This is a genomic window from Exiguobacterium aestuarii (assembly GCF_020171655.1).
Lineage (GTDB): Bacteria > Bacillota > Bacilli > Exiguobacteriales > Exiguobacteriaceae > Exiguobacterium > Exiguobacterium aestuarii_A.
The window spans coordinates 210,929-230,027 of sequence record NZ_JAIVAC010000002.1 but is presented as its reverse complement, the minus strand read 5'-3'; the positions used below and the strand labels follow the sequence as shown (position 1 = coordinate 230,027).

At 47.9% G+C, this 19,099-nt stretch carries 18 protein-coding genes; 10 read left to right on the top strand and 8 right to left on the bottom strand.

What is annotated here, in order from left to right; translation table 11 throughout:
- Positions 1-53 precede the first annotated feature (53 nt).
- Positions 54-1,922, bottom strand: coding sequence for a molecular chaperone HtpG (gene htpG / locus LCM29_RS12135; RefSeq protein WP_224863100.1), 1,869 nt, complete (start codon positions 1,920-1,922; stop codon positions 54-56).
- Between the two features lie 278 nt (positions 1,923-2,200).
- Here htpG and LCM29_RS12130 point away from each other — a divergent pair, with 278 nt between their 5' ends.
- Positions 2,201-2,581: a VOC family protein gene (locus LCM29_RS12130; protein WP_224863099.1), complete on the top strand. Its 381-nt coding sequence runs from the start codon at positions 2,201-2,203 to the stop codon at positions 2,579-2,581.
- Between the two features lie 25 nt (positions 2,582-2,606).
- Here LCM29_RS12130 and LCM29_RS12125 read toward each other — a convergent pair whose 3' ends face one another.
- A complete protein-coding gene (locus LCM29_RS12125) occupies positions 2,607-3,239 on the bottom strand; it encodes a TetR/AcrR family transcriptional regulator (RefSeq protein ID WP_224863098.1) in 633 nt (210 codons plus the stop codon).
- A 117-nt stretch (positions 3,240-3,356) separates the two neighbouring features.
- Between LCM29_RS12125 and LCM29_RS12120 the strand changes: the two genes are divergently transcribed.
- The gene (locus LCM29_RS12120) at positions 3,357-4,106 is read left to right on the top strand and encodes an SDR family NAD(P)-dependent oxidoreductase (protein WP_224863096.1); all 750 of its coding nucleotides are present in this window, start codon (positions 3,357-3,359) and stop codon (positions 4,104-4,106) included.
- 33 nt (positions 4,107-4,139) lie between these two features.
- Here the strand turns inward: LCM29_RS12120 and LCM29_RS12115 are convergent, their stop codons facing one another.
- Entirely contained in the window at positions 4,140-4,466 is a 327-nt protein-coding gene (locus LCM29_RS12115; protein WP_224863094.1) for a hypothetical protein, read from the bottom strand.
- A 122-nt stretch (positions 4,467-4,588) separates the two neighbouring features.
- Here LCM29_RS12115 and LCM29_RS12110 point away from each other — a divergent pair, with 122 nt between their 5' ends.
- Both LCM29_RS12110 and LCM29_RS12105 read left to right on the top strand, forming a co-directional pair.
- A complete protein-coding gene (locus LCM29_RS12110) occupies positions 4,589-5,002 on the top strand; it encodes a hypothetical protein (RefSeq protein ID WP_224863092.1) in 414 nt (137 codons plus the stop codon).
- Positions 5,003-5,037: 35 nt separating this feature from the next.
- Positions 5,038-5,472 (top strand): hypothetical protein, encoded by a 435-nt coding sequence (locus tag LCM29_RS12105; protein ID WP_224863090.1) that lies wholly within the window; start codon positions 5,038-5,040, stop codon positions 5,470-5,472.
- 32 nt (positions 5,473-5,504) lie between these two features.
- On the opposite strand, the gene rluF is transcribed toward LCM29_RS12105, so the two are convergent.
- Positions 5,505-6,215, bottom strand: coding sequence for a 23S rRNA pseudouridine(2604) synthase RluF (gene rluF / locus LCM29_RS12100; RefSeq protein ID WP_015880301.1), 711 nt, complete (start codon positions 6,213-6,215; stop codon positions 5,505-5,507).
- Between the two features lie 92 nt (positions 6,216-6,307).
- On the opposite strand from rluF, the gene LCM29_RS12095 reads away from it, so the two are divergent.
- Complete coding sequence (locus LCM29_RS12095; RefSeq protein ID WP_224863088.1) at positions 6,308-7,132, top strand: hypothetical protein; 825 nt, start codon at positions 6,308-6,310, stop codon at positions 7,130-7,132.
- Here LCM29_RS12095 and LCM29_RS12090 read toward each other — a convergent pair.
- Together LCM29_RS12090 and LCM29_RS12085 are read right to left on the bottom strand one after the other, a co-directional pair.
- Positions 7,098-7,748, bottom strand: coding sequence for a C39 family peptidase (locus LCM29_RS12090; RefSeq protein ID WP_224863086.1), 651 nt, complete (start codon positions 7,746-7,748; stop codon positions 7,098-7,100). The two genes, LCM29_RS12095 and LCM29_RS12090, sit on opposite strands and share 35 nt — an antisense overlap.
- A gap of 73 nt (positions 7,749-7,821) precedes the next feature.
- Complete coding sequence (locus tag LCM29_RS12085; protein WP_224863084.1) at positions 7,822-9,195, bottom strand: YjiH family protein; 1,374 nt, start codon at positions 9,193-9,195, stop codon at positions 7,822-7,824.
- A gap of 260 nt (positions 9,196-9,455) precedes the next feature.
- Between LCM29_RS12085 and LCM29_RS12080 the strand changes: the two genes are divergently transcribed.
- The 5 genes from LCM29_RS12080 to LCM29_RS12060 all read left to right on the top strand — a co-directional run bounded on the left by LCM29_RS12080 (position 9,456) and on the right by LCM29_RS12060 (position 15,790).
- On the top strand, positions 9,456-10,448 hold the full coding sequence (locus LCM29_RS12080; RefSeq protein WP_224863082.1) for an LLM class flavin-dependent oxidoreductase: 993 nt from the start codon (positions 9,456-9,458) through the stop codon (positions 10,446-10,448).
- Positions 10,449-10,585: 137 nt separating this feature from the next.
- Entirely contained in the window at positions 10,586-13,756 is a 3,171-nt protein-coding gene (locus LCM29_RS12075; RefSeq protein ID WP_224863080.1) for an EAL domain-containing protein, read from the top strand.
- Between the two features lie 2 nt (positions 13,757-13,758).
- Positions 13,759-14,514, top strand: coding sequence for a hypothetical protein (locus tag LCM29_RS12070; protein WP_224863078.1), 756 nt, complete (start codon positions 13,759-13,761; stop codon positions 14,512-14,514).
- Positions 14,502-15,359, top strand: coding sequence for an MBL fold metallo-hydrolase (locus LCM29_RS12065; RefSeq protein WP_224863076.1), 858 nt, complete (start codon positions 14,502-14,504; stop codon positions 15,357-15,359). The genes LCM29_RS12070 and LCM29_RS12065 overlap by 13 nt, the downstream gene beginning before the upstream one ends.
- Positions 15,359-15,790 (top strand): GNAT family N-acetyltransferase, encoded by a 432-nt coding sequence (locus LCM29_RS12060; protein ID WP_214696689.1) that lies wholly within the window; start codon positions 15,359-15,361, stop codon positions 15,788-15,790. The genes LCM29_RS12065 and LCM29_RS12060 overlap by 1 nt, the downstream gene beginning before the upstream one ends.
- A 24-nt stretch (positions 15,791-15,814) precedes the next feature.
- Here LCM29_RS12060 and guaC read toward each other — a convergent pair whose 3' ends face one another.
- Positions 15,815-16,798, bottom strand: coding sequence for a GMP reductase (guaC, locus tag LCM29_RS12055; RefSeq protein WP_074036799.1), 984 nt, complete (start codon positions 16,796-16,798; stop codon positions 15,815-15,817).
- Between the two features lie 203 nt (positions 16,799-17,001).
- A complete protein-coding gene (locus tag LCM29_RS12050; RefSeq protein WP_214695630.1) occupies positions 17,002-19,059 on the bottom strand; it encodes a PAS domain S-box protein in 2,058 nt (685 codons plus the stop codon).
- Positions 19,060-19,099 lie beyond the last annotated feature (40 nt).

The window sequence follows — 19,099 nt, the reverse complement described above, 5'->3', positions numbered from 1 at the left end:
TCATAAAAATCAAACTCTTAGTTCAGTTTCTAGCCTGTCTTTTTCGATTAAAATTACTCCGCCATCAACGCACACACCGCATTCGAATATGCTACCGGATCTTCAATCGGTAACCCTTCAATGAGAAGGGCTTGTTGATATAAGAGGTCTGTATATTGTTTCGCTTTTGCTTCATCTTCCTTATAAACACGTTGGAGCGTCTGGAAGATGGCATGCTCAGCATTCACTTCGAGCACTTTCTCCGCTTTCATGCCGCCGCCATTTGGCATCGCGTTCAAAATCTTCTCCATCTCAATCGAGACGTCACCCGCGACCGTCAGACAGACTGGATGTGACTTAAGGCGTGTCGAGGCACGAACTTCTTTGACGCGGTCCCCGAGTTCTTCTTTCATGAAAACAAACAAGTCTTGGTTGTCTTCGTTGAGCGACTTCGCTTCCGCGTCATCGAGACCGAGGTCGCCGCTCGCAATCGACTTGAACTCTTTGTCGTCATACGACTGAAGCATCTTGATTGCGAACTCGTCGATTTCTTCTGTGAAGTAGAGGATTTCATATCCTTCCTCTTTCAAGCGCTCTGCTTGTGGCAAGAGGTCGATGCGATGAATCGATTCGCCTGTCGCATAGTAGATATACTTCTGATCTTCTTTCATCCGCTCGACGTACTCTTTGAGCGAGACGAGTTTCTTCTCATGAGAAGAATGGAAGAGAATCAAGTCTTTCAATTCGTCTTTGGCTGCGCCGAATTGGTCGTACACGCCGAACTTCAATTGACGACCGAACGACTCATAGAACTTCTCGTAGTCCTCACGCTCGTTTTGGAGCATCTTCTCGAGCATCCCTTTGATTTTTGACTTCAAGTTCTTCGCAATCACGCGAAGCTGGCGGTCTTGCTGCAACATTTCACGGGAAATGTTGAGTGAGAGGTCTTCAGAGTCGACCATCCCTTTGACGAAACCGAAATAGTCCGGCAAGAGGTCTGGTGACTTCTCCATGATCAACACGCCGTTCGAGTAGAGCTCGAGCCCTTTCTCAAATTCTTTCGTGTAATAGTCGAACGGAACCGTTGACGGGATGTAGAGGATCGATTGATAACGAATCGTCCCGTCGACGTTCAAGTGAAGGTGCTTGAGCGGCTCATCAAAGCCATAGCGCTTCTCGTGATAGAACGCCTTATAATCCTCGTCTTTGAGTTCGCTCTTACGCTTCCGCCAAATCGGCACCATGCTGTTGACGGTCTCTTCTTCCTTGTAGTCCTCATACTCTTCTGAGTCCTCTTTTTGACGATGTTTCGTCACATCAAGTTTGATTGGGTAACGGATGAAGTCCGAATGTTTCTTGATGAGCGAGCGGATCTCGTATTCTTCAAGGAATGAAGAATACGCGTCATCTTCTGTGTCTGCTTTCAAGTGGAGCGTGATTTCTGTACCGATGTCCGCCTTGTCTGTCGGTTCGATTGAATAGCCGTCTGTGCCTTCTGACTCCCATACGTATCCTTGATCACTGTCAATCGAGCGAGTCCGTACCGTCACACGGTCAGCGACCATGAACGCGGAATAGAATCCGACCCCGAATTGACCAATGAGGCTATGGTCTTCTTCCATCTTCGTCGCCTGTTTCATGGCGAGTGAACCACTCTTTGCAATAATTCCGAGATTCGTTTCAAGTTCTTCTTCTGTCATCCCGATGCCCGTGTCGCGAATCGTAATCGTCCGTGCCTCTTTATCGAGTTCGATTTTGACGAAGTAATCGTCTTTGTTGAACTCGATGCTCTCGTCGGAGAGGGCGCGATAATACATCTTATCGATCGCGTCACTTGCGTTCGAGATGAGCTCGCGCAAGAAGATGTCCTTATGTGTATAAATTGAGTGGACCATCAACTCTAAAATTCGTTTCGATTCCGTTTGAAACTGTTTCTTTGTCATGATCGTTCTCCCTTGTTTGTCTGTATTTTGGCACTCTTGTATAAAGAGTGCTAACACTATTGATTATCCTAAAAATTAGGAAGATGTCAACTGGATTTGAAGAAAAGATTGACGAGGACGTAGGTTTCGCATATAGTTGAGTACATGCGATGAGCTGGTCTATGTAAGACGGCGGACATTCCCTTGAGGAGCACGTTGTGGAGCGTAGTCCGTCGCGGTAGACTTTCGAGAGCACCTCTAGTGAGAGGTGCTCATTTTTTGTATACGGGGGTAGAATGATGAACTTACATACGATTCACCACGTCGCAATCATTGCGTCGGATTACGATAAAGCCAAGCATTTTTATGTCGAGGCACTCGGATTCGAAGTGATTCGAGAACACCACCGCCCGGAGAAACAGGATCACAAAATCGACTTACGTCTTGGTACATATGAGCTCGAGCTGTTCATCAAACCGAATAGTCCCGAGCGTCCAAATTTCCCAGAGGCGCGCGGTCTTCGACACTTGGCGTTTAAAGTCCACGACATCGAGTCCGTCATTGCCGAATTAAACGAACGTGGGATTGCGACAGAACCGATTCGTCGTGATGATTTTACAGGAGAGAAGATGACTTTCTTCTTCGACCCGGATGGACTACCGTTAGAACTGCACGAATAAACCCCTTCACGAGGAAGGGGTTTTCTTATGCCCGAATGGAGGCGAGCAACATCTCTTTTAATGCGTTGATTTGCACAGCCGGTTCGATATCGTCCTCTAAATAACTGATGTGCGACTTCAACATGATATTGTTGCCGAACGTCCCGAATGCATTGATGATCGTAACAATTGTCACTTTCACATCGATATCTGGTCTGAACGAGCCATCACGCTTTCCGTCTTCGATCAACGGTTCAAGCGTCTGCATGATTCGTCGTTGTACGTCAATGTATGTCTCGATGCCAGGAAGGGGTGTGGCGACGAACGATGCATAGCTCTCGAACGCCTCACGAAAACGGGCGTGGTCCGTCCGCTCCAACTGCATCTCGAAAAAGTGGTTCAAGATGATCTCGAGCCGTTCATAGGCGTTGCCTTCCTCATTCACAAACTGTTCAAATCGCTCGAGTGTCGGCTGTAGATTTTTGACGGCCGCTGCGACGATCAATTGGTCTTTCTTCGGAAAATAGCGAAACAGTGTCGCTACCCCAATCCTTGCCGCATCCGCAATGTCCTGCATTTGAACTTTCTCAAAGCCATTCTCTAAAAATAAGCGTTCTGCCTCTTGAATAATCAGTTGAATCCGTTCTTCTTTGTTTTGTTGTCGTTTACTCAATTCCATCACCTCATTGTCTGTCCTTAGTATATCGTCTTCGAGCAGTTTCGTTGAGATTAATGTCACATCCAATTATAATTATGATAGTTAGACTATCATAATTTAATGAATGGAGCTGGGACAATGCGTTTACAGGGGAAAGTAGCGGTCATCACAGGGGCAGGAAGTGGTATGGGAGAGTCGACGGCACGTCTATTCGCCAAAGAAGGAGCGACGGTCGTCGCAACAGATATCAATGAACAAGGGGTAGGGAGCGTAGTCGAGTCGATTCGTGCACAAGGTGGGGAAGCCATCGCGGTGAAGCATGACGTGACCTCACGTTCAAGCTGGGAAGACGTGTTTGCAGAAGTGGAAGCGACGTGTGGCAAATTGGATATCCTCATCAATAATGCCGGAATCGCACTCGCGAAACCGTTCTTGGAACAGACAGAAGAGGACTGGGCGCGCACGTATCGCATCAACATCGATGGGGTCATGTTAGGGACACAGTATGCGATTCCGCTCATGACAGAAAATGGCGGAGGATCGATTGTCAACATCTCCTCCATCTCAGCACTGAAAGGTATGGCAGGTGCCGGGGCATACACGGCCTCAAAAGGTGCTGTCCGTTCTCTCACGAAAGCAGCGGCCGTCGATTACGGGAAGCAAAACATTCGCGTCAACTCGGTGCATCCGGGGTATATCGTGACACCGATGAGTGCGCCGCATATGGAACATCCGGACTATAAGCAGCACTTCTTGAATCAAATCGCTTTGCCGAATCTCGGACAAGCGGATGAGGTCGCGGCAGCTGTCCTATTCCTCGCGTCAGACGAAGCGAATCATATTAGCGGGATCGAACTTCCGGTAGACGGTGGCGTGACGGCGAAATAAAACTAGGGTCTCTATGGAGGCCCTAGTTTTTGATTACTCTAAGATTCCGACTAACTCCATCACGAGTAGCATGACTAGACCTGAGCTGAGCACAGCGGCAAAAAAGACGAGCACAGCATACTCTTTCTGCTTCAGAATAGCCCACCATCCGGTCACAAACGCTCCGAGTCCGAGGACGGAGAATGTGGTCATATAGCTGAGTCGAAGCATGTTTGCGGTATTGTCGCTCCAAAGCGTCGAGTGGAAGATTGTATCAAATTGATTGAGCAGGAGAAACGGCACATACATGGCAAGAAACAAGGCAATCAGGATGATAGACCACTTGCCGACCGAGGTGTGTGGAAAGATTGCACCATTCATGACGAATCACCTCTTTTCGTTTGAAAATCATCTGTACCATTCATATTCCCGTTTTGAGTAAAAAATTTAAATGATTCATCAAATTGACATGATATAGTCGAAACGAAAGCGTGGGGATGAGGATGGTAGAACAGTTCAAACTGAGGCGAATATGGGAAGACGATTTGGCAATCGAAGTGATGATGACGCTAAAAGGGAAGTGGTGCGAGGTTAACGTGAACGAGTATGTCACAGCATCCGATATCAACACATTGATCTCTTCATTACGAGCGTTCAATGAACGGAATGGGAAGTCACCGGAGATATGGATACTTGACCTTCCGCTCGTCCGTGTCTCCTTGACGTTCGCGCTTGCGAATGTAAGAGGGGTTGTTCAAGTCAGCGCCGCAATCGAGCAAAATAAAGGTGATGACGGAGATATGAATGCGACGTTCTCGTTCGAGACGACGATGGGACAGATGGATGATTTGCAGCGACAACTGTCGGCATTCTTAGGACGCGAAACCAATTCGGTCGAATCGCTTCGCCCAGAGTAAGTGTTCAGATTAAAACGAAAAGGCGGGTGAGGAGAGTGAAAACTCAATTCGAGATGGAACGGATTTGGATGGATGAAACTGAGCTGTTTTATCAGGTTAAGCTACAGCTCCATGCATCCGTCTGTTCGAGCAATCAAGATGTATATATACAGGACGAGACATTGCAAGAACTGATTGACTCAATCGATGGATTCAATAACATATGGGGAAAGAATCCCGTGACTTGGGAGTTGTTGGACCCGGATGCGGATGACCAAAAAATCAGCCTCACGTTCACACTGATTGATCGGACAGGCACGATTCAAGTCGACGTCTTCATCCATGACGAGTGGCCACACGATTCGTTCGATCACTTCCATGCGACTTTCAAGTTCAGAACGACAATGGGCCAGCTCGATGACTTGAGCGCTCAACTCAAACGTTTCATTCGCCGTGAGACCGATTATGTCGCATCGCTTCGACCAGAATAAAAAACAAGCCTAGACGCGCGTCTAGGCTTGTTTTAGTACCATTCTTTCGGTTCGTAATTCAATTCGCGGAACAACTGCTCCCGCTCTTTTTTCGAAAGGTCGCGCCATTGTCCAGGCGGGAGTTTTCCGAGCGTGATGTTCATGACACGCACGCGTTGGAGGCGGAATACTTCATAGCCGAGCGCCTCACACATCCGACGGATCTGACGGTTGAGTCCTTGCGTGAGGGTGATGTTGAAGTCGAACTTCGAGAGCGGACGTACTTTACACGGTAGCGTCTTCTGTCCGAGGATTTTGACGCCGGCTTCCATCTGTTCGACGAACTCCGGTGTGATCGGCTTATCGACCGAGACGATGTATTCTTTCTCGTGCTCGCCTTCTGCGCGAAGGATTTCGTTGACGATATCGCCATCGTTCGTCATGAGGATGAGGCCTTCCGAGTCTTTATCGAGACGACCGATGTTGAAGATGCGGAGCGGGTGGTTGACCATGTCGACCAAGTTTCCTTTTACTTTCTTCTCTGTCGTACTCGTGATCCCGACCGGCTTATGAACGGCGATATACACGTTGTTTCGTGCGACACGTGCGACCGAACCGTTGACGAGGACTTCATCCCCCGGTTTGACCTGGTCGCCGATTTTTGCTTTTTTCCCGTTGATGGTGACGCGTCCCTCTTCGACGAGACGATCGGCTTGGCGACGGGACGCCTTGCCTGATTCACTGATGAATTTATTGATGCGCATGTATACACGTCCTTTGTTTGGCTTCGTCCTATCACTATAACGCATTTTATGAACTCTCGAAAGCGGGAAACGAACGGGAGAGGAGGGATGACATGGAGGCAGTAAAATTGTTACAAGATGCAATCCGATTTCAAGCAACGTTATGTGAGACATCGTTTGGTCAAGAACTGATTTCGGAGGCATCGCCTGTCCTTTGGTACGGTCGTCCTCGTGCGAATCAATGGCTGACTATTGGGACGAACCCGTCACGCGGCGAGTTTTTACATCGAGACGGGACACCGAGAATGGGGCAACACCAAAAGTTCTATTGGCGGAACGCGCTCTCGTTTGAAGATTACCTCGGAAATGAAGAGGCGCTGCAAGAAACGATAGAACGAGCATCGTCTTATTTCGAATCGGGTCGCGCGACAACGAGCTGGTTCGGGAAACCGAATGGCGCCAAACTTGAGGCGCTGTTGAACGGGATGGGGCGAACATTTTATGACGATCCGGTCTCTGTCATCCACGTCGATTTTTTCAAGTATGCGACGTATGAACAAATGGGGAAGATGAAGACCGGACGCGACTGGATGGAACACCCGAACTCAATCGAATTGTTGGAGCGGACGATTGCATATATCAAACCAATCCGTATCATTGTGCTCGGACGAGACAACTGTCGTGCCTTTAGCGGTTTTTCAACAATCGGAAGACTGTCTGCTTATCCTGCCATCACTTATGAAATCGGACGCCATGAATCGGGCATCCCGATGATTGGACTTCATATGAAACCGTCTGAAGTGTTCGTCGGGCTCGGGAATGGTCGGGATTCAAACGGGCTACATTACGGGTCATATGCCAAGCGTGAGCATCTGTTAAGAATCGGACAAGCGCTTGAAACGATTATGGACGAGTGGCTGGCGGATGGACGCGCGTGATACTTCCCCAGAAATTGAATTCATTGAAGTCGATATAGCGCACGTCTTTTGAACGGTTGTCGAGCACGGCCAACAAGATGACGTCCGAAAAACCCCGTTTTTCAAACTGTAAATAACCGATTCCGGTGACGGAATGATTTTTATAAAAGCCGTTCGCCATATTCAACACAAACGGGCGACCCGCTTTCAGCTCACGCTCAAACGTCGACCATTTCCATAGATAGCGGGAACTCCCTCGACCTTCATACCCGTATCGCTTCCATAATTTCGTGATGATGGTGGCGATTTGAGTCGGGGGCGTCCCTTTCTCGTCTTTGAAATGATGTATGAAGGCGATCTCGCGTACATCCTCTTGAATCTGTGTCACATCATCTGGGATATTCGTATACCCATGGTCTCGATAGAAACGAAAGATCGCGGTGATGGATGTCAACGTACAGTTGTTCTTTCCGTTCTCGAACTGGCGTTGGAGCAAGACGGGCACGCTTTCAATCTGTACGGAGCGCTTTAATGTCCAGCGTCCGTGATAACGGTCGTTCACGTAAAGCTCCGGGTCGATGATTCCAGCATAGCCGTTGTTCGCGACCTCGAGTTGTCCTGCAAATGGGTGCTCCATCTTGGTCTCCCTCCTTTTCTTTTAGTATACAAAGGACGCCCCATCTCATAAAAGAGAAAGGGCGTCGTTTTCGTTAAAAGACAAGATGTGCGATTCCGACGATGATCGGAAGTGTGATGAATGTCCGTAACAAAAAGATTAAGACGAGGTCGAGGAATGAGATCGGTAGTTTTGAACCGAGCAATAAGCCACCGACTTCAGACATATAGATAAGCTGAGTGACGGACAGTGTGGCGATGACGAAACGCGTCAATTCGCTCTCGATGCCGCTTCCGAGGACGGCCGGCAAGAACATATCAGCGAAGCCGACGACCATCGTCTGAGCGGCCTCCGATGCCTCAGGTACTTGCAGGAGCATCAGGATCGGTTCGAACGGCTTCCCGATAATGGTAAAGAACGGCGTATATTCCGCGATGACGACCGCGATTGTCCCGACCGCCATGACGACAGGGAGAACACCGATCCACATATCGAGGACGTTTTTGAAGCCGTCTTTGAGTGTCTCTAGGAAACTTTTACTCGAACGTGACTTTTGTAGCGCTTGTATCAACGCCCACTTCCCGAGTGAAACGTCTGACGGCACCTCTTCTTCCGGTTTAAGCTCGGTCTTCTCATAAGCCGTATCTGCTTTTTTAGATAGTGGATAAATCCGTGGCATGATGAGCGCTGCGACCAAGCCAGATAAGACAATCGCCCCGTAGTACGGTAGGAAGTATTGGTCGAGTTCGACGTATTGTAAGACGACGATCGTGAACGTGATGGAGACGACGGAGAAGGTCGTCGCAATGATTGATGCTTCCCGTTTCGTATAATAACCTTCCTCATACTGTTTGGTCGTCAGTAGAATCCCAATCGTCGCATCCCCGACCCATGAAGCGAGCGAGTCGAGTGAGGCGCGCCCTGGCAATCGGAAGAGTGGGCGCATGATTTTCATCAAGAACGTCCCGACGAACTCGAGAAGCCCAAAGTTCAAGAGGAGCGGTAACAACATACCTGCAAAAAAGAATGTCGCAAACAAGATTGGAATCAAATCAAAGAGGAGCAAACCTCCTGTGAATTCTGACGTGATCATTTCTGGTCCGAGTGTGAGTAGCGTCATCACACCGGCGACAAAACCGATGATGCGCATGACGAACCAAAACGGTGTCACGCTAAAGAGTGCGTTGATGGACGGTCGTTCCACAATAAAAGCAGGACGTGCCGTAAACAACAATAAAGATCCGACAATCGAAATCCCCATCATGATGACAGCGAGTGTCGGGACGAACTCGCCAATCCACTCAATCAATAGATTGGATAAGAAAGCGACCGGAATCGTAAAGCCTTCCTCTGATGAGATTGGGACGATGAAAAACATGATCCCGATGAGCGATGGGACCAAAAACTTAAAAAAGTCCCGACTCGAAAAAGAAGTGTTCTTTTTGTCTGGTGTTGATGAACCATTCATGATGCATTCCCCATTTCCCCGAAGTGTTTGCGCTGTCTATGTATCCCCATTACACATCCAGCCGCTATTGAAACGTATTTCTTTTCTAGTATAAAAAATATGACCAGGTGCTATCAACCGAATGCGTAAATTTTCTGAAAAATATAAAGCAGACACTAGGCAAAACATTCGTATTCCCTTGAAGCATTTAGTATGATGACGGCGAGTCCAACAAATTCAAGATATTTAGAAACTTCATTATAGAGATAGGAGAATGCATCATGAGATTGAGTGTGTTAGACCAGGCGCCGGTCACGTCGGGTCATACAGGCGAGCATGCGCTGAACAGCGCGGTCGAGCTAGCACAAGTCGCAGAGGAGTTGGGATATTACCGGATGTGGATGGCGGAGCACCATGGCGGCATGTCGTTCGCGAGCTCGGCTCCGGAAGTCATCACGGCCTATCTGGCAGCTAAGACGAACAAGATTCGTCTCGGGTCCGGCGGCATCATGATGATGCACTATTCACCATTGAAGATGGCGGAAGTGTTCAAGACGCTCAGCGCCCTTGCGCCAGGACGCATCGACTTCGGTGTCGGACGCGCACCAGGCGGGGACGCTAATGCGATTTATGCGATGTCACAAGGGCAGAAGCCGATGATGGAAGGTCTATACGAGAAGCTCGATACGACGCTTCAATTGATCAAAGATGAAGCACCTGAAGAGAGATGGTATAAGAACACACCGGCCGCCCCAACAGGCGTCACGCTTCCGGAAGCGTGGTTACTTGGGTCGAGCGGAAACAGTGCCGTGCAAGCCGGTCGGATGGGACTCGGCTATTCCTTCGCACAGTTTTTCAACGGTCAATTGAGTGCCGACACGCTTGATACGTATCGCCACCACTTCACCCCGTCTGATTTTATGGAGAAGCCGGACATCAGCGTCACGTATTTGGTCACGACGGCAGAGACGGAGGAAGAGGCCGAATATTTGGCTCGGCCGTCTGATTTGTCGCGACTCTTCTTGATGCGCGGACAGTTGAGACAATTATTGAGTCCAGAAGCAGCCCACGACTATCCGCTTACAGAAGTCGATAAAATTCATATCGCCAACAACCGAGCGATTCACCTCGTGGGAACACCGAAACAAATTGCAGAACAACTGCGAGACGAGTCGGAGCGCTATGGTTTTGACGAAGCGATGATTTGTAGCATCCAGCATAAACAAGAGGATCGCTTGAACGTCTATCGCCTGTTAGCGAACGAGTTGCTTTGATTCGACGAACACCTTCTCAGATTGAGGAGGTGTTTTTGTATGAATGAAAAACGTTTTCCCATTTTTTCAAAGGTTTTCTCCATAGTCGGAGCGAAACCAACTACACTATAAGAAAAAGGAACAGGTGGAGGTATACGATGCAACGGATGAAAGGCGACCCATATTATCTATTCGAGCTGTTCACACGCTTGTATCGAATGGTATTTCTAATGGAAGTGACGGATGAAGGCTATCGTTATGTTCATGTGAGCGATCAAGGGAAAGTCGCTTCCTCGCTTCCTGATGATGTGGAAGGTCAGTATTTACATGAGATGTATCGCTCAGAAGTGGCAGATGAATTGATTGGACATTATGATGCGGTCGTCGAGACGGGGGAACCGGTCTATTTTATGTCAAAAATGAATGTCGAATCCAATACGGCCCGATTCGCCTCCTCTATGCTTGTGCCGATCGAAGATGAATCGGGTGTCGTGCGCTATGTGCTCAGTTTGACGACGGATTTGTCAGAAGAAGCGGAAATCAAGTTGTTGCGTAGTATCGAACATATGGACTATTTGACGGGAATGCCGAATTTGATGAAAGTCAAATTGGATCTTGATCAACTGTTTGAGCGCCAGAGCATGGAAGAAACGAGTGTGATGCGCCTACATATCAATCGTTTCAAGATGATGATGTCGCTCCAAGGGGTGGAGCGCTCGAATGAATTGATTAAAGACATCACGCGTCAATTGGCGAATACACTCCCGCAAGGTTCCATTATCGGTCGGGTCGATGGGGAAGATTTTATCGCGGTCTTGCCCCACGTCCCGATGAAGACGGCCTATATGTATGCGGAACATTTACTTGATGTCATCGCGAGTCATTCTTACAAAGTGGCCGATGCAGAATTCCCATTATCAAGTTGTATCGGCATCGGTTCGGGAACTGCTGACGCCGATCGCGTCATCATGAACGCCTCAACGGCTTTATTAGAGGCACGTCAGAACGGTAACCAAACGATTCATCTATATGAACATGATGAGTATGTTCAGCGTTATATTGATGAGATTATGATTGAGACGGAGCTTGTGAAAGCTCTCAAACAAGATGAACTATATATGGTGTATCAACCAAAAGTGTCGATGGACGGGTCGATTCATTTCGAGGCGCTCATTCGTTGGAATAGTCCGGTACTCGGGTTCGTCTCTCCTGAAACGTTCATTCGTGTGGCGGAACAGTCACTGCTTATTGAAGACGTGACACAGTTCGTCATGAATCGAGTCTGTCAGGACGTATCTGCACATGCAGAGCAATTCGAAGGTCGTCGTGTCGCCGTGAATGTGTCACCGAATTTGTTTCATGAGCATCACATGAATGAATTGGTTACCATCATTTCGTCATACGACCTGAAGCCGGAGCAGTTTGAGTTCGAAGTGACGGAGCACACACTTATGCATGAACCGGTCGCAGCCATCAAAACGGTTGAATCGTTGAAGCAGCAAGGATTCCGATTGGTGATTGATGATTTTGGGGTGAGTTATTCTTCTTTAAATTACTTGAAGCTATTTGAAATCGATGGCATCAAGATTGACCGATCATTCGTTGCACAACTCGACCAGGAAAATGGACTGAAAGAGTATGAAATCGTCAAATTGATTGTGTCACTCGCCAAAAAATTAGAGCTCGAAGTGACAGCAGAGGGCGTTGAAACGGAAGAACAGTATCGTATTTTACGTCAGCTCGGCTGTGATGAAATTCAAGGTTATTTCTTTAGCCGCCCGATGGCGCTCGAAAACCTAGATGAGGCACTCGAAATCTTGTATTCTCACCAGGTGGTCTTATCGAAAATTGAACAGCCGTCGCAGTTACTTCATCCTTCACTTGATGAACGCGAGATAAAGCGAATAAAGGCCATCTTACGATTGGAGATTTTAAACACGCCACAAGAAGAACGGTTTGATCGGATTTCTCGTTTGGTCGCACAAACGTTTCAGATGCCGATTGCCTTCATCTCCATCATGACGACGGACCAGCAATGGTTCAAATCGTGTGTCGGGATCGAACTCGAATCTTCTCATCTTAAGCGGGAGTGGACGCTATGTACGCGAGTCGTCACGTCGGAACGTCCGATTGTGATTGAAGATGTGGCAGCTGAAGCATTTGAGAGTGACAGTCCGTGGCTCGAACAAGTCGGGTTCTATGCCGGGGTGCCGCTCCGGACGAAACAAGGTCACGTCATCGGTACGCTTTGTGTGGTAGATGCTCAGGCGAGAACATTCACTGAAGAGAATCTACATGCGCTCGAGTCGTTCACACACTGGGTCATGGCAGAGATTGAACATACAGAAATGTCACGGCGACAAATCAAACGCCAACAAGTCGTAGAGGCGTTGTATGAAGCGACGGCACTTCGTATGCCGTTTCAAGACCAGTTGGCACGAGTTCAAGAAATCTTATTGGAATGGGTCGGTTACTCGCATGCCGTGATCTTCTCAAGTGAATCCTCACATCGTCTCTTGGTCGAGAACGGGGTGTCTCGTCTGATGTGGGAGGAAGAAGAGCTATGCACCCTCCATCAACTGACGACGGTCGGTTCACAAACTCTTCAAGAAGGAGAACTGATTGTAGATGGAATTGAGTTCACAACGATTGTCAGCTTCCCTTTGACACATAAACACCAAGTGTTCGGGTGGATTGTCTTATTGGCGGAGCAAGGGAATTTAAATGATCAACTCGACGAAGAAACCCTGCAAGAGTTGGCAGACACGATTCGGTTGCTTGCAAGATGGTTAGAGAACGGCATTCGGAAAGAGCGGAAACAACGCGAAATGATTCGAATTGCGACACAGGATCAACTAACAAAACTCTGTAATCGATATACACTGATGACCGATCTATATAGACAGATTCAGCGTTCACAAAAAATCACATTGTTGTTGATCGATATAGACGACTTCAAACGGATTAATGATCAATATGGTTACCTGATCGGAGATGAGTTATTGATTGAAATCGCACAACGATTGAGCGGGTTCGTGGAAACGTTCGGAGGTCAGGTATATCGATTTTCAGCTGATGAATTCGTTGTCGTTCAAGAGGAAGGACCTGTTGGCTTAAAGGAGATGAACAACGTTATTTCCCAGGGAATAAGCGCGTCAAATGGTGAAACCATACGTCTTACAGTAAGTATCGGGGTCGCCACAATCCAATCTACCTCAACGATTGATTCGATTCTTCAGCAAGCGGATGCGGCTATGTATATTGCGAAGAACAATGGTGGCAACCAATGGTTTCAATACGATGGATATTCAAATGATGAGGAGTTTTAAGTATGGGGAAATTGTGGTTGATTGAGGGGTTGCCGGGAAGTGGAAAATCCACATTTGCTGAAAAGATATGTGCGTTGAAAGAAGGTGTCTTCTATTCGGAAGTGGACGCTGCTCACCCCGTCGATCTGCATGAAATCTACTGGGTAACGGAACCACCTTCACATGGTACGATTCTTGATGAAATTGAAGGCGGATGGCTCGTTCGTTACGATGAAGGGGAAGAGCGCGTAGGAACGGATGCCTATGAGTTGCCCTTTGCACTCCACACACGAATCATGTGCGAACGATGGCGTCGTTATGTAAAGAAGCTTGAGCAAGAAGAACGAGACGTCATCTTTGAATGTGCGTTGCTTCAAAATCCGTTCACGATTGGGATGGTCGCCCAAGACGTTTCGTTAGAGGCGATTGAAACATACGTTCAAGAGGTTTCATCGATTCTAAAACCAATCGAACCAATCATCATATATTTAGAGTTGAACGACGTTACCCGTATATTTCCAGTCGTCTATAATGAACGACCGATTGAATGGCAACAGGGGTTTGTCGAGTATTACACGACAGGGTCCTATGCATCGAAACGTAACCTTGTCGGTGTATCGGGGACGATTGCGGTATTGGCAGACAGACAGCGACTTGAGCTTACATTGCTTGATCGGATCCCGTTTCGTCATGTCCGAATCCAAAATGATGAGCGTTCTTCATTTGAAGAACTAACCAAATTGATAGAAGAGGAGTCGAGCCGTTCATGCAAACCTTGATCAAACATTCGGAACGTTTTTGGTATATGACGCCGGTTGCGCATACGGACCGTCCGATTCTTGGTGCCGTTGTCGGTGACACCCATACGTTACTCATTGACGCAGGCAACTCCGTGGCGCATGTCTCAACCTTTTTAGGACAGCTTCAAGAGCGTGGCCTCCGTGCGCCATCGATGGTCGCATTGACACATTGGCATTGGGACCACATTTTCGGTCTACCTGCCTTAGAAGGAGTGGTCTCGATCGCAAGCGAGGCGACGAAACACGAGATGCAGAAACTCGTCCCTTACGCTTGGGATGATGCATCATTGAATCAACGAGTTGCTGAAGGAATTGAAATCGACTTTTGTGCCCAGGCAATCCGCGAAGAGTATGGTGATTCGCGAGACATTCAAATCGTTCTGCCAACACTTACGTTTCAGGAGTCGTTGACGCTTGACCTTGGCGGGGTTCATGTCATATTGAGGCATGTCGGTGGCGACCATGCGAAAGATTCGGTCGTTATCTATCTCGTGGAAGAACGCATCTTATTTTTAGGAGACGCGCTGTATGCAAATTTGTATGCCCCGACATGGCGAATGACACCAGAGGAGACACTTCGGTTGTTACATGTACTAGAGACATTTGATGCACAACAGATTGTCTGGTCGCACGGTGAGATGGTAAGTCGTGAAGCGTTCGCAGAAGATTGCCTTGCATTGAGAAGAATCGCCATGATTTCAAATGATTTCCCAGGAAATACCGAGGAAATCACCCAATCATACGCTGCACTTGTCAATCGCGAATTGAACGAAGAAGAGCAGGAATTGATTACGTTTTTTGTGAATGGGACGGTGGAGGATTAATGCATACAATTGTACGAATCCATGAAGAAGACGAGTCATTTCAACAGTTTTTGACTGGGAAGCTACGTGATTATAATAATGTTCACTCTGCGCATCATCGCGAGATTCGCAAGGCGATCGTACCGGCTGTTCAATTGAAAATCGAGCAAGACGGACGAATCATTGCTGGCTTGTACGGGAGTGTGTATTGGGGATGGTTCGATTTAGACCGTTTATGGGTGGAGTCGAACGTTCAGGGACAGCGGCTCGGGAGTCGGTTGCTTGAAGAAGGGGAGACGATTGCGAAGTCGCTCGGTGCGACGCGTGTGAAGTTGACGACGTTCTCGTTTCAGGCGAAATCATTTTATGAGCGCTTTGGCTATACGGTCGCCGGTGTGCTACCGGACTACCCACCCGGATCTGACTATTACATGATGATGAAGGAACTATAAAAGGCGACACGAGGTCGCCTTTTTTTAGTATACTTTATCCCCATTGAAGATTGAGTTTTTCACCATGACATAGTCTACCGTGCGCAATGCTTCGAGACTGTCGCCACCCGCGTAAGAAATCGCCGACTGGAGATCTTGCTCCATCTCGGTCAATGTATCTTGTAATGCCCCTTTGTGTTCGACAAACATCTTTTTCCCCTCGACGTTTTTTCGCTCACCTTTTTGGAACTCGGAAGCAGAGCCGAAATACTCTTTTAGTTGCTTGCCGTCTTGCTCGAATGTTTCCCCTGGAGATTCGTCATGGCCAGCGAACAATGAACCGATCATGACCATCGAAGCGCCAAAACGAATCGACTTGGCGATATCCCCATGTGTACGGATTCCCCCATCCGCGATGATCGGCTTCGTTGCTGCCTTGGCACACCAGCGGAGCGCCGCCAATTGCCAGCCGCCCGTGCCGAATCCCGTTTTGATTTTCGTGATGCATACTTTCCCTGGTCCGATTCCGACTTTCGTCGCATCCGCTCCGGCATGTTCCAATTCACGAACGGCCTCTGGCGTCCCGACGTTCCCTGCGATGACAAATGAACCAGGAAGATGGTGCTTGATATGTTGAATCATTCGGATGACCGCGTTCGAGTGTCCATGTGCGATATCGATCGTAATAAATTCTGGTGTATGACCAGTCGACTGAAGCATCTCGATAAATGCATACTCCTCTTCTTTCACCCCGACGCTGATGGAGGCATAGAGACCTTTCTCGTGCATGTCCTGGATAAACGCGAGACGCGTCTCAGGATTGAAGCGATGCATAATGTAAAAGTAACCGTTCTCGGCCAACATGAGCGCCACTTTCTCATCAATAATCGTTTGCATGTTAGCCGGGACGACCGGTAAACGGAACGTGAAGCCCCCGAGCTCGACGGTCGGGTCACATTCCGAACGACTATCGACAATACATTTTGCAGGAATTAATTGAATATCTTCATAATCAAACACTTTATCCATAAGTTGCACCCCTATTCACGAACATTAACATCTTGAACTATAAAAAAACTTCGCCCATTCGGTAATATAACGTGAACAGCTCTCAAAGTCAAAGGGAAACTTCGTAAAAACGATCTAAAAATGAATGTATTTAGATTTTTTAGTATTTAATGTTCGTATTTAGGTGTTCTACATATGTTTCACGTGAAAAAAAGGACCTTGATTCACAGGTCCTTTGCGAGTACATATTGGTTTCGACCGTCTGCTTTCGCCTCATATAAAGCGAGGTCGGCGCGTTTTAACAGCTGTTTAGTCGACAATCCTTTTGTATAACGAGCGCCACCGACGCTCGAAGTTGTGATGAATGTATGCTGGTCGATTTCCCAAGGTCGTTGTAACGCTTGGATAATCTTTTCGGCGACACGATGGAGAGAAGAAGGATCGGTGAATCGGATGAGGACGGCGAATTCATCGCCCCCGAGTCTTGCCACCATATCTTGTTTTCGGAGTACCGACGTCAATCGGCGCGCCAATTGCCGCAAAAGCTCATCCCCGACATCATGGCCGAACGTGTCGTTGATTTGCTTGAAACGGTCGACATCGAGCGCGAGAACGCCTAATTGCTCTTTCTCATATCTCGTCTCTTCGATGGCTTCTTCAAGATAGGCGAGGAAGTAGCGTCGGTTCGGCAAATCAGTCAGCGTGTCGTGATATGCCAAGTGCTTTAAGCGCTTCTCAAGCGCTTTTCGCTGCATGATTTCTCGGCTGACCGTCAAGTAGTGCAGAAGATGCCCTGATTCGTCATAGATAGCTTGAATTTTTGTCTCGAGCCAAATCCAGCGTTGGTCCGCGTGAAAGTGTCGGAATTCAAGAGTCAGCGAGACGTCTTGCTCTTTCAAGTCCTTCAATTGTGAACGGACGATTTGAATGTCATCTGGATGAATATAGTCGAGCGTATTCTTCCCTTCATAGTAATCGGCCGCAAAGCCGAGAACCGTACGATGAGAAGGGGAGGCGTAACGAACCGTCCCGTCCCGTTCTAATATGCAAACGAGATCACTCATGTTTTCCGTGATCAGTCTGTATTGTAACTCACTTTGTCTCAAGGCCTGTTCCATTTCTCGTTTTTCCGTGACATCGCGCAAAATCGTCAATATGGCCAGCTGTCCTTCATAGTCGATGAGGAGACTGCTGATGTCCATATGAAGTCGGTCCCCGCTCGGCGTCACAACGACCATCTCGGTATCTTGAACAGGTCCACCTAGTTCAAGGGTAGCGAGACGTGTCCGAGTGGATTGGTGATATTCTTCTGCAATGAAAGAAAAGATAGATTCACTCTCGAGATAAGTCTCTCCAATCGTTTCGAGCGCCATTGCGTTCGCATATAAAATCTTCCCATCTTGGTGAACGATGATGCCTTCCGGAATCGTTTCGATCAGTTGGCGATAGCGACGTTCACTTTCGATTGTGGCCCGTTCAGCGTTCTTCTCAGGCGTTAAATCGATGATGATGGCAAACAATCCAGTGATGTTGCCACCGACTTCGATCGGGATGTTCAACACAGACAAATCAAGCCGCTCCCCAGACTCATGAGTGGCGTAAACCGAATACTTGTGCGGAATGCCGGATAACGTGAACTGCAACCCTTTCCGTACACGAGAACGTTCGTCCTCGGGAAGCCAGTAAAGGAACGGTTGATGGAGCATCTCCTGCTCGGCATATCCAGTGATGCTCATGACGGCCGGATTGACCGATTTGATATTCAGATGATGATCAAGTACAAAAATGCCATGGGGCGAGTAACGTCTTAATGACTCATGATGATCTTTCAAAATGGACAATTCCAGTTCGCGACGCTTTCGTTCCGTCACTTCGCGGACGACCGAGACGATATGTGTACATTGTCCCTCGTCATTAAAAATAGGAGTCACTTCTGACTCGAAGTAATGAAGGGGAAGCGTCAATACATCATTTGCTTCTACCGTATCGGTGTAGAATGAGTCAGCAAGACGATAGTCTTCATAGACGACACTTTTTTTCGTTCGAATCGCTTCATCGTAATAGGTTGTGATGAGCGCGGCCGTTTCAGCGGGGACGAGTTCGTCAATCTGTTTTCCGACATCTGCGTCCGACCAGTTGATCGCGCGTTTTGCGGGTTCATTCACAAAGACGTATCGATAAGCTGAACCATCGACTTCCATAAAGAACACATAGTCTGAAATTTTATCGAACGTCCGTAATAAAATCGATGCGTTGTATTGAAGTGTTTGGTCAGCCTTCATCTCGTCTCCCTCATTTCGTTCTATTTTTTACACGTCATTT

Coding starts and splice junctions, on each gene's coding strand:
- htpG (WP_224863100.1), bottom strand. CDS start 1,922: ATGACAAAGAAACAGTTTCAAACGGAATCGAAACGAATTTTAGAGTTG.
- LCM29_RS12130 (WP_224863099.1), top strand. CDS start 2,201: ATGAACTTACATACGATTCACCACGTCGCAATCATTGCGTCGGATTAC.
- LCM29_RS12125 (WP_224863098.1), bottom strand. CDS start 3,239: ATGGAATTGAGTAAACGACAACAAAACAAAGAAGAACGGATTCAACTG.
- LCM29_RS12120 (WP_224863096.1), top strand. CDS start 3,357: ATGCGTTTACAGGGGAAAGTAGCGGTCATCACAGGGGCAGGAAGTGGT.
- LCM29_RS12115 (WP_224863094.1), bottom strand. CDS start 4,466: ATGAATGGTGCAATCTTTCCACACACCTCGGTCGGCAAGTGGTCTATC.
- LCM29_RS12110 (WP_224863092.1), top strand. CDS start 4,589: ATGGTAGAACAGTTCAAACTGAGGCGAATATGGGAAGACGATTTGGCA.
- rluF (WP_015880301.1), bottom strand. CDS start 6,215: ATGCGCATCAATAAATTCATCAGTGAATCAGGCAAGGCGTCCCGTCGC.
- LCM29_RS12095 (WP_224863088.1), top strand. CDS start 6,308: ATGGAGGCAGTAAAATTGTTACAAGATGCAATCCGATTTCAAGCAACG.
- LCM29_RS12090 (WP_224863086.1), bottom strand. CDS start 7,748: ATGGAGCACCCATTTGCAGGACAACTCGAGGTCGCGAACAACGGCTAT.
- LCM29_RS12085 (WP_224863084.1), bottom strand. CDS start 9,195: ATGAATGGTTCATCAACACCAGACAAAAAGAACACTTCTTTTTCGAGT.
- LCM29_RS12080 (WP_224863082.1), top strand. CDS start 9,456: ATGAGATTGAGTGTGTTAGACCAGGCGCCGGTCACGTCGGGTCATACA.
- LCM29_RS12075 (WP_224863080.1), top strand. CDS start 10,586: ATGCAACGGATGAAAGGCGACCCATATTATCTATTCGAGCTGTTCACA.
- LCM29_RS12070 (WP_224863078.1), top strand. CDS start 13,759: ATGGGGAAATTGTGGTTGATTGAGGGGTTGCCGGGAAGTGGAAAATCC.
- LCM29_RS12065 (WP_224863076.1), top strand. CDS start 14,502: ATGCAAACCTTGATCAAACATTCGGAACGTTTTTGGTATATGACGCCG.
- LCM29_RS12060 (WP_214696689.1), top strand. CDS start 15,359: ATGCATACAATTGTACGAATCCATGAAGAAGACGAGTCATTTCAACAG.
- guaC (WP_074036799.1), bottom strand. CDS start 16,798: ATGGATAAAGTGTTTGATTATGAAGATATTCAATTAATTCCTGCAAAA.
- LCM29_RS12050 (WP_214695630.1), bottom strand. CDS start 19,059: ATGAAGGCTGACCAAACACTTCAATACAACGCATCGATTTTATTACGG.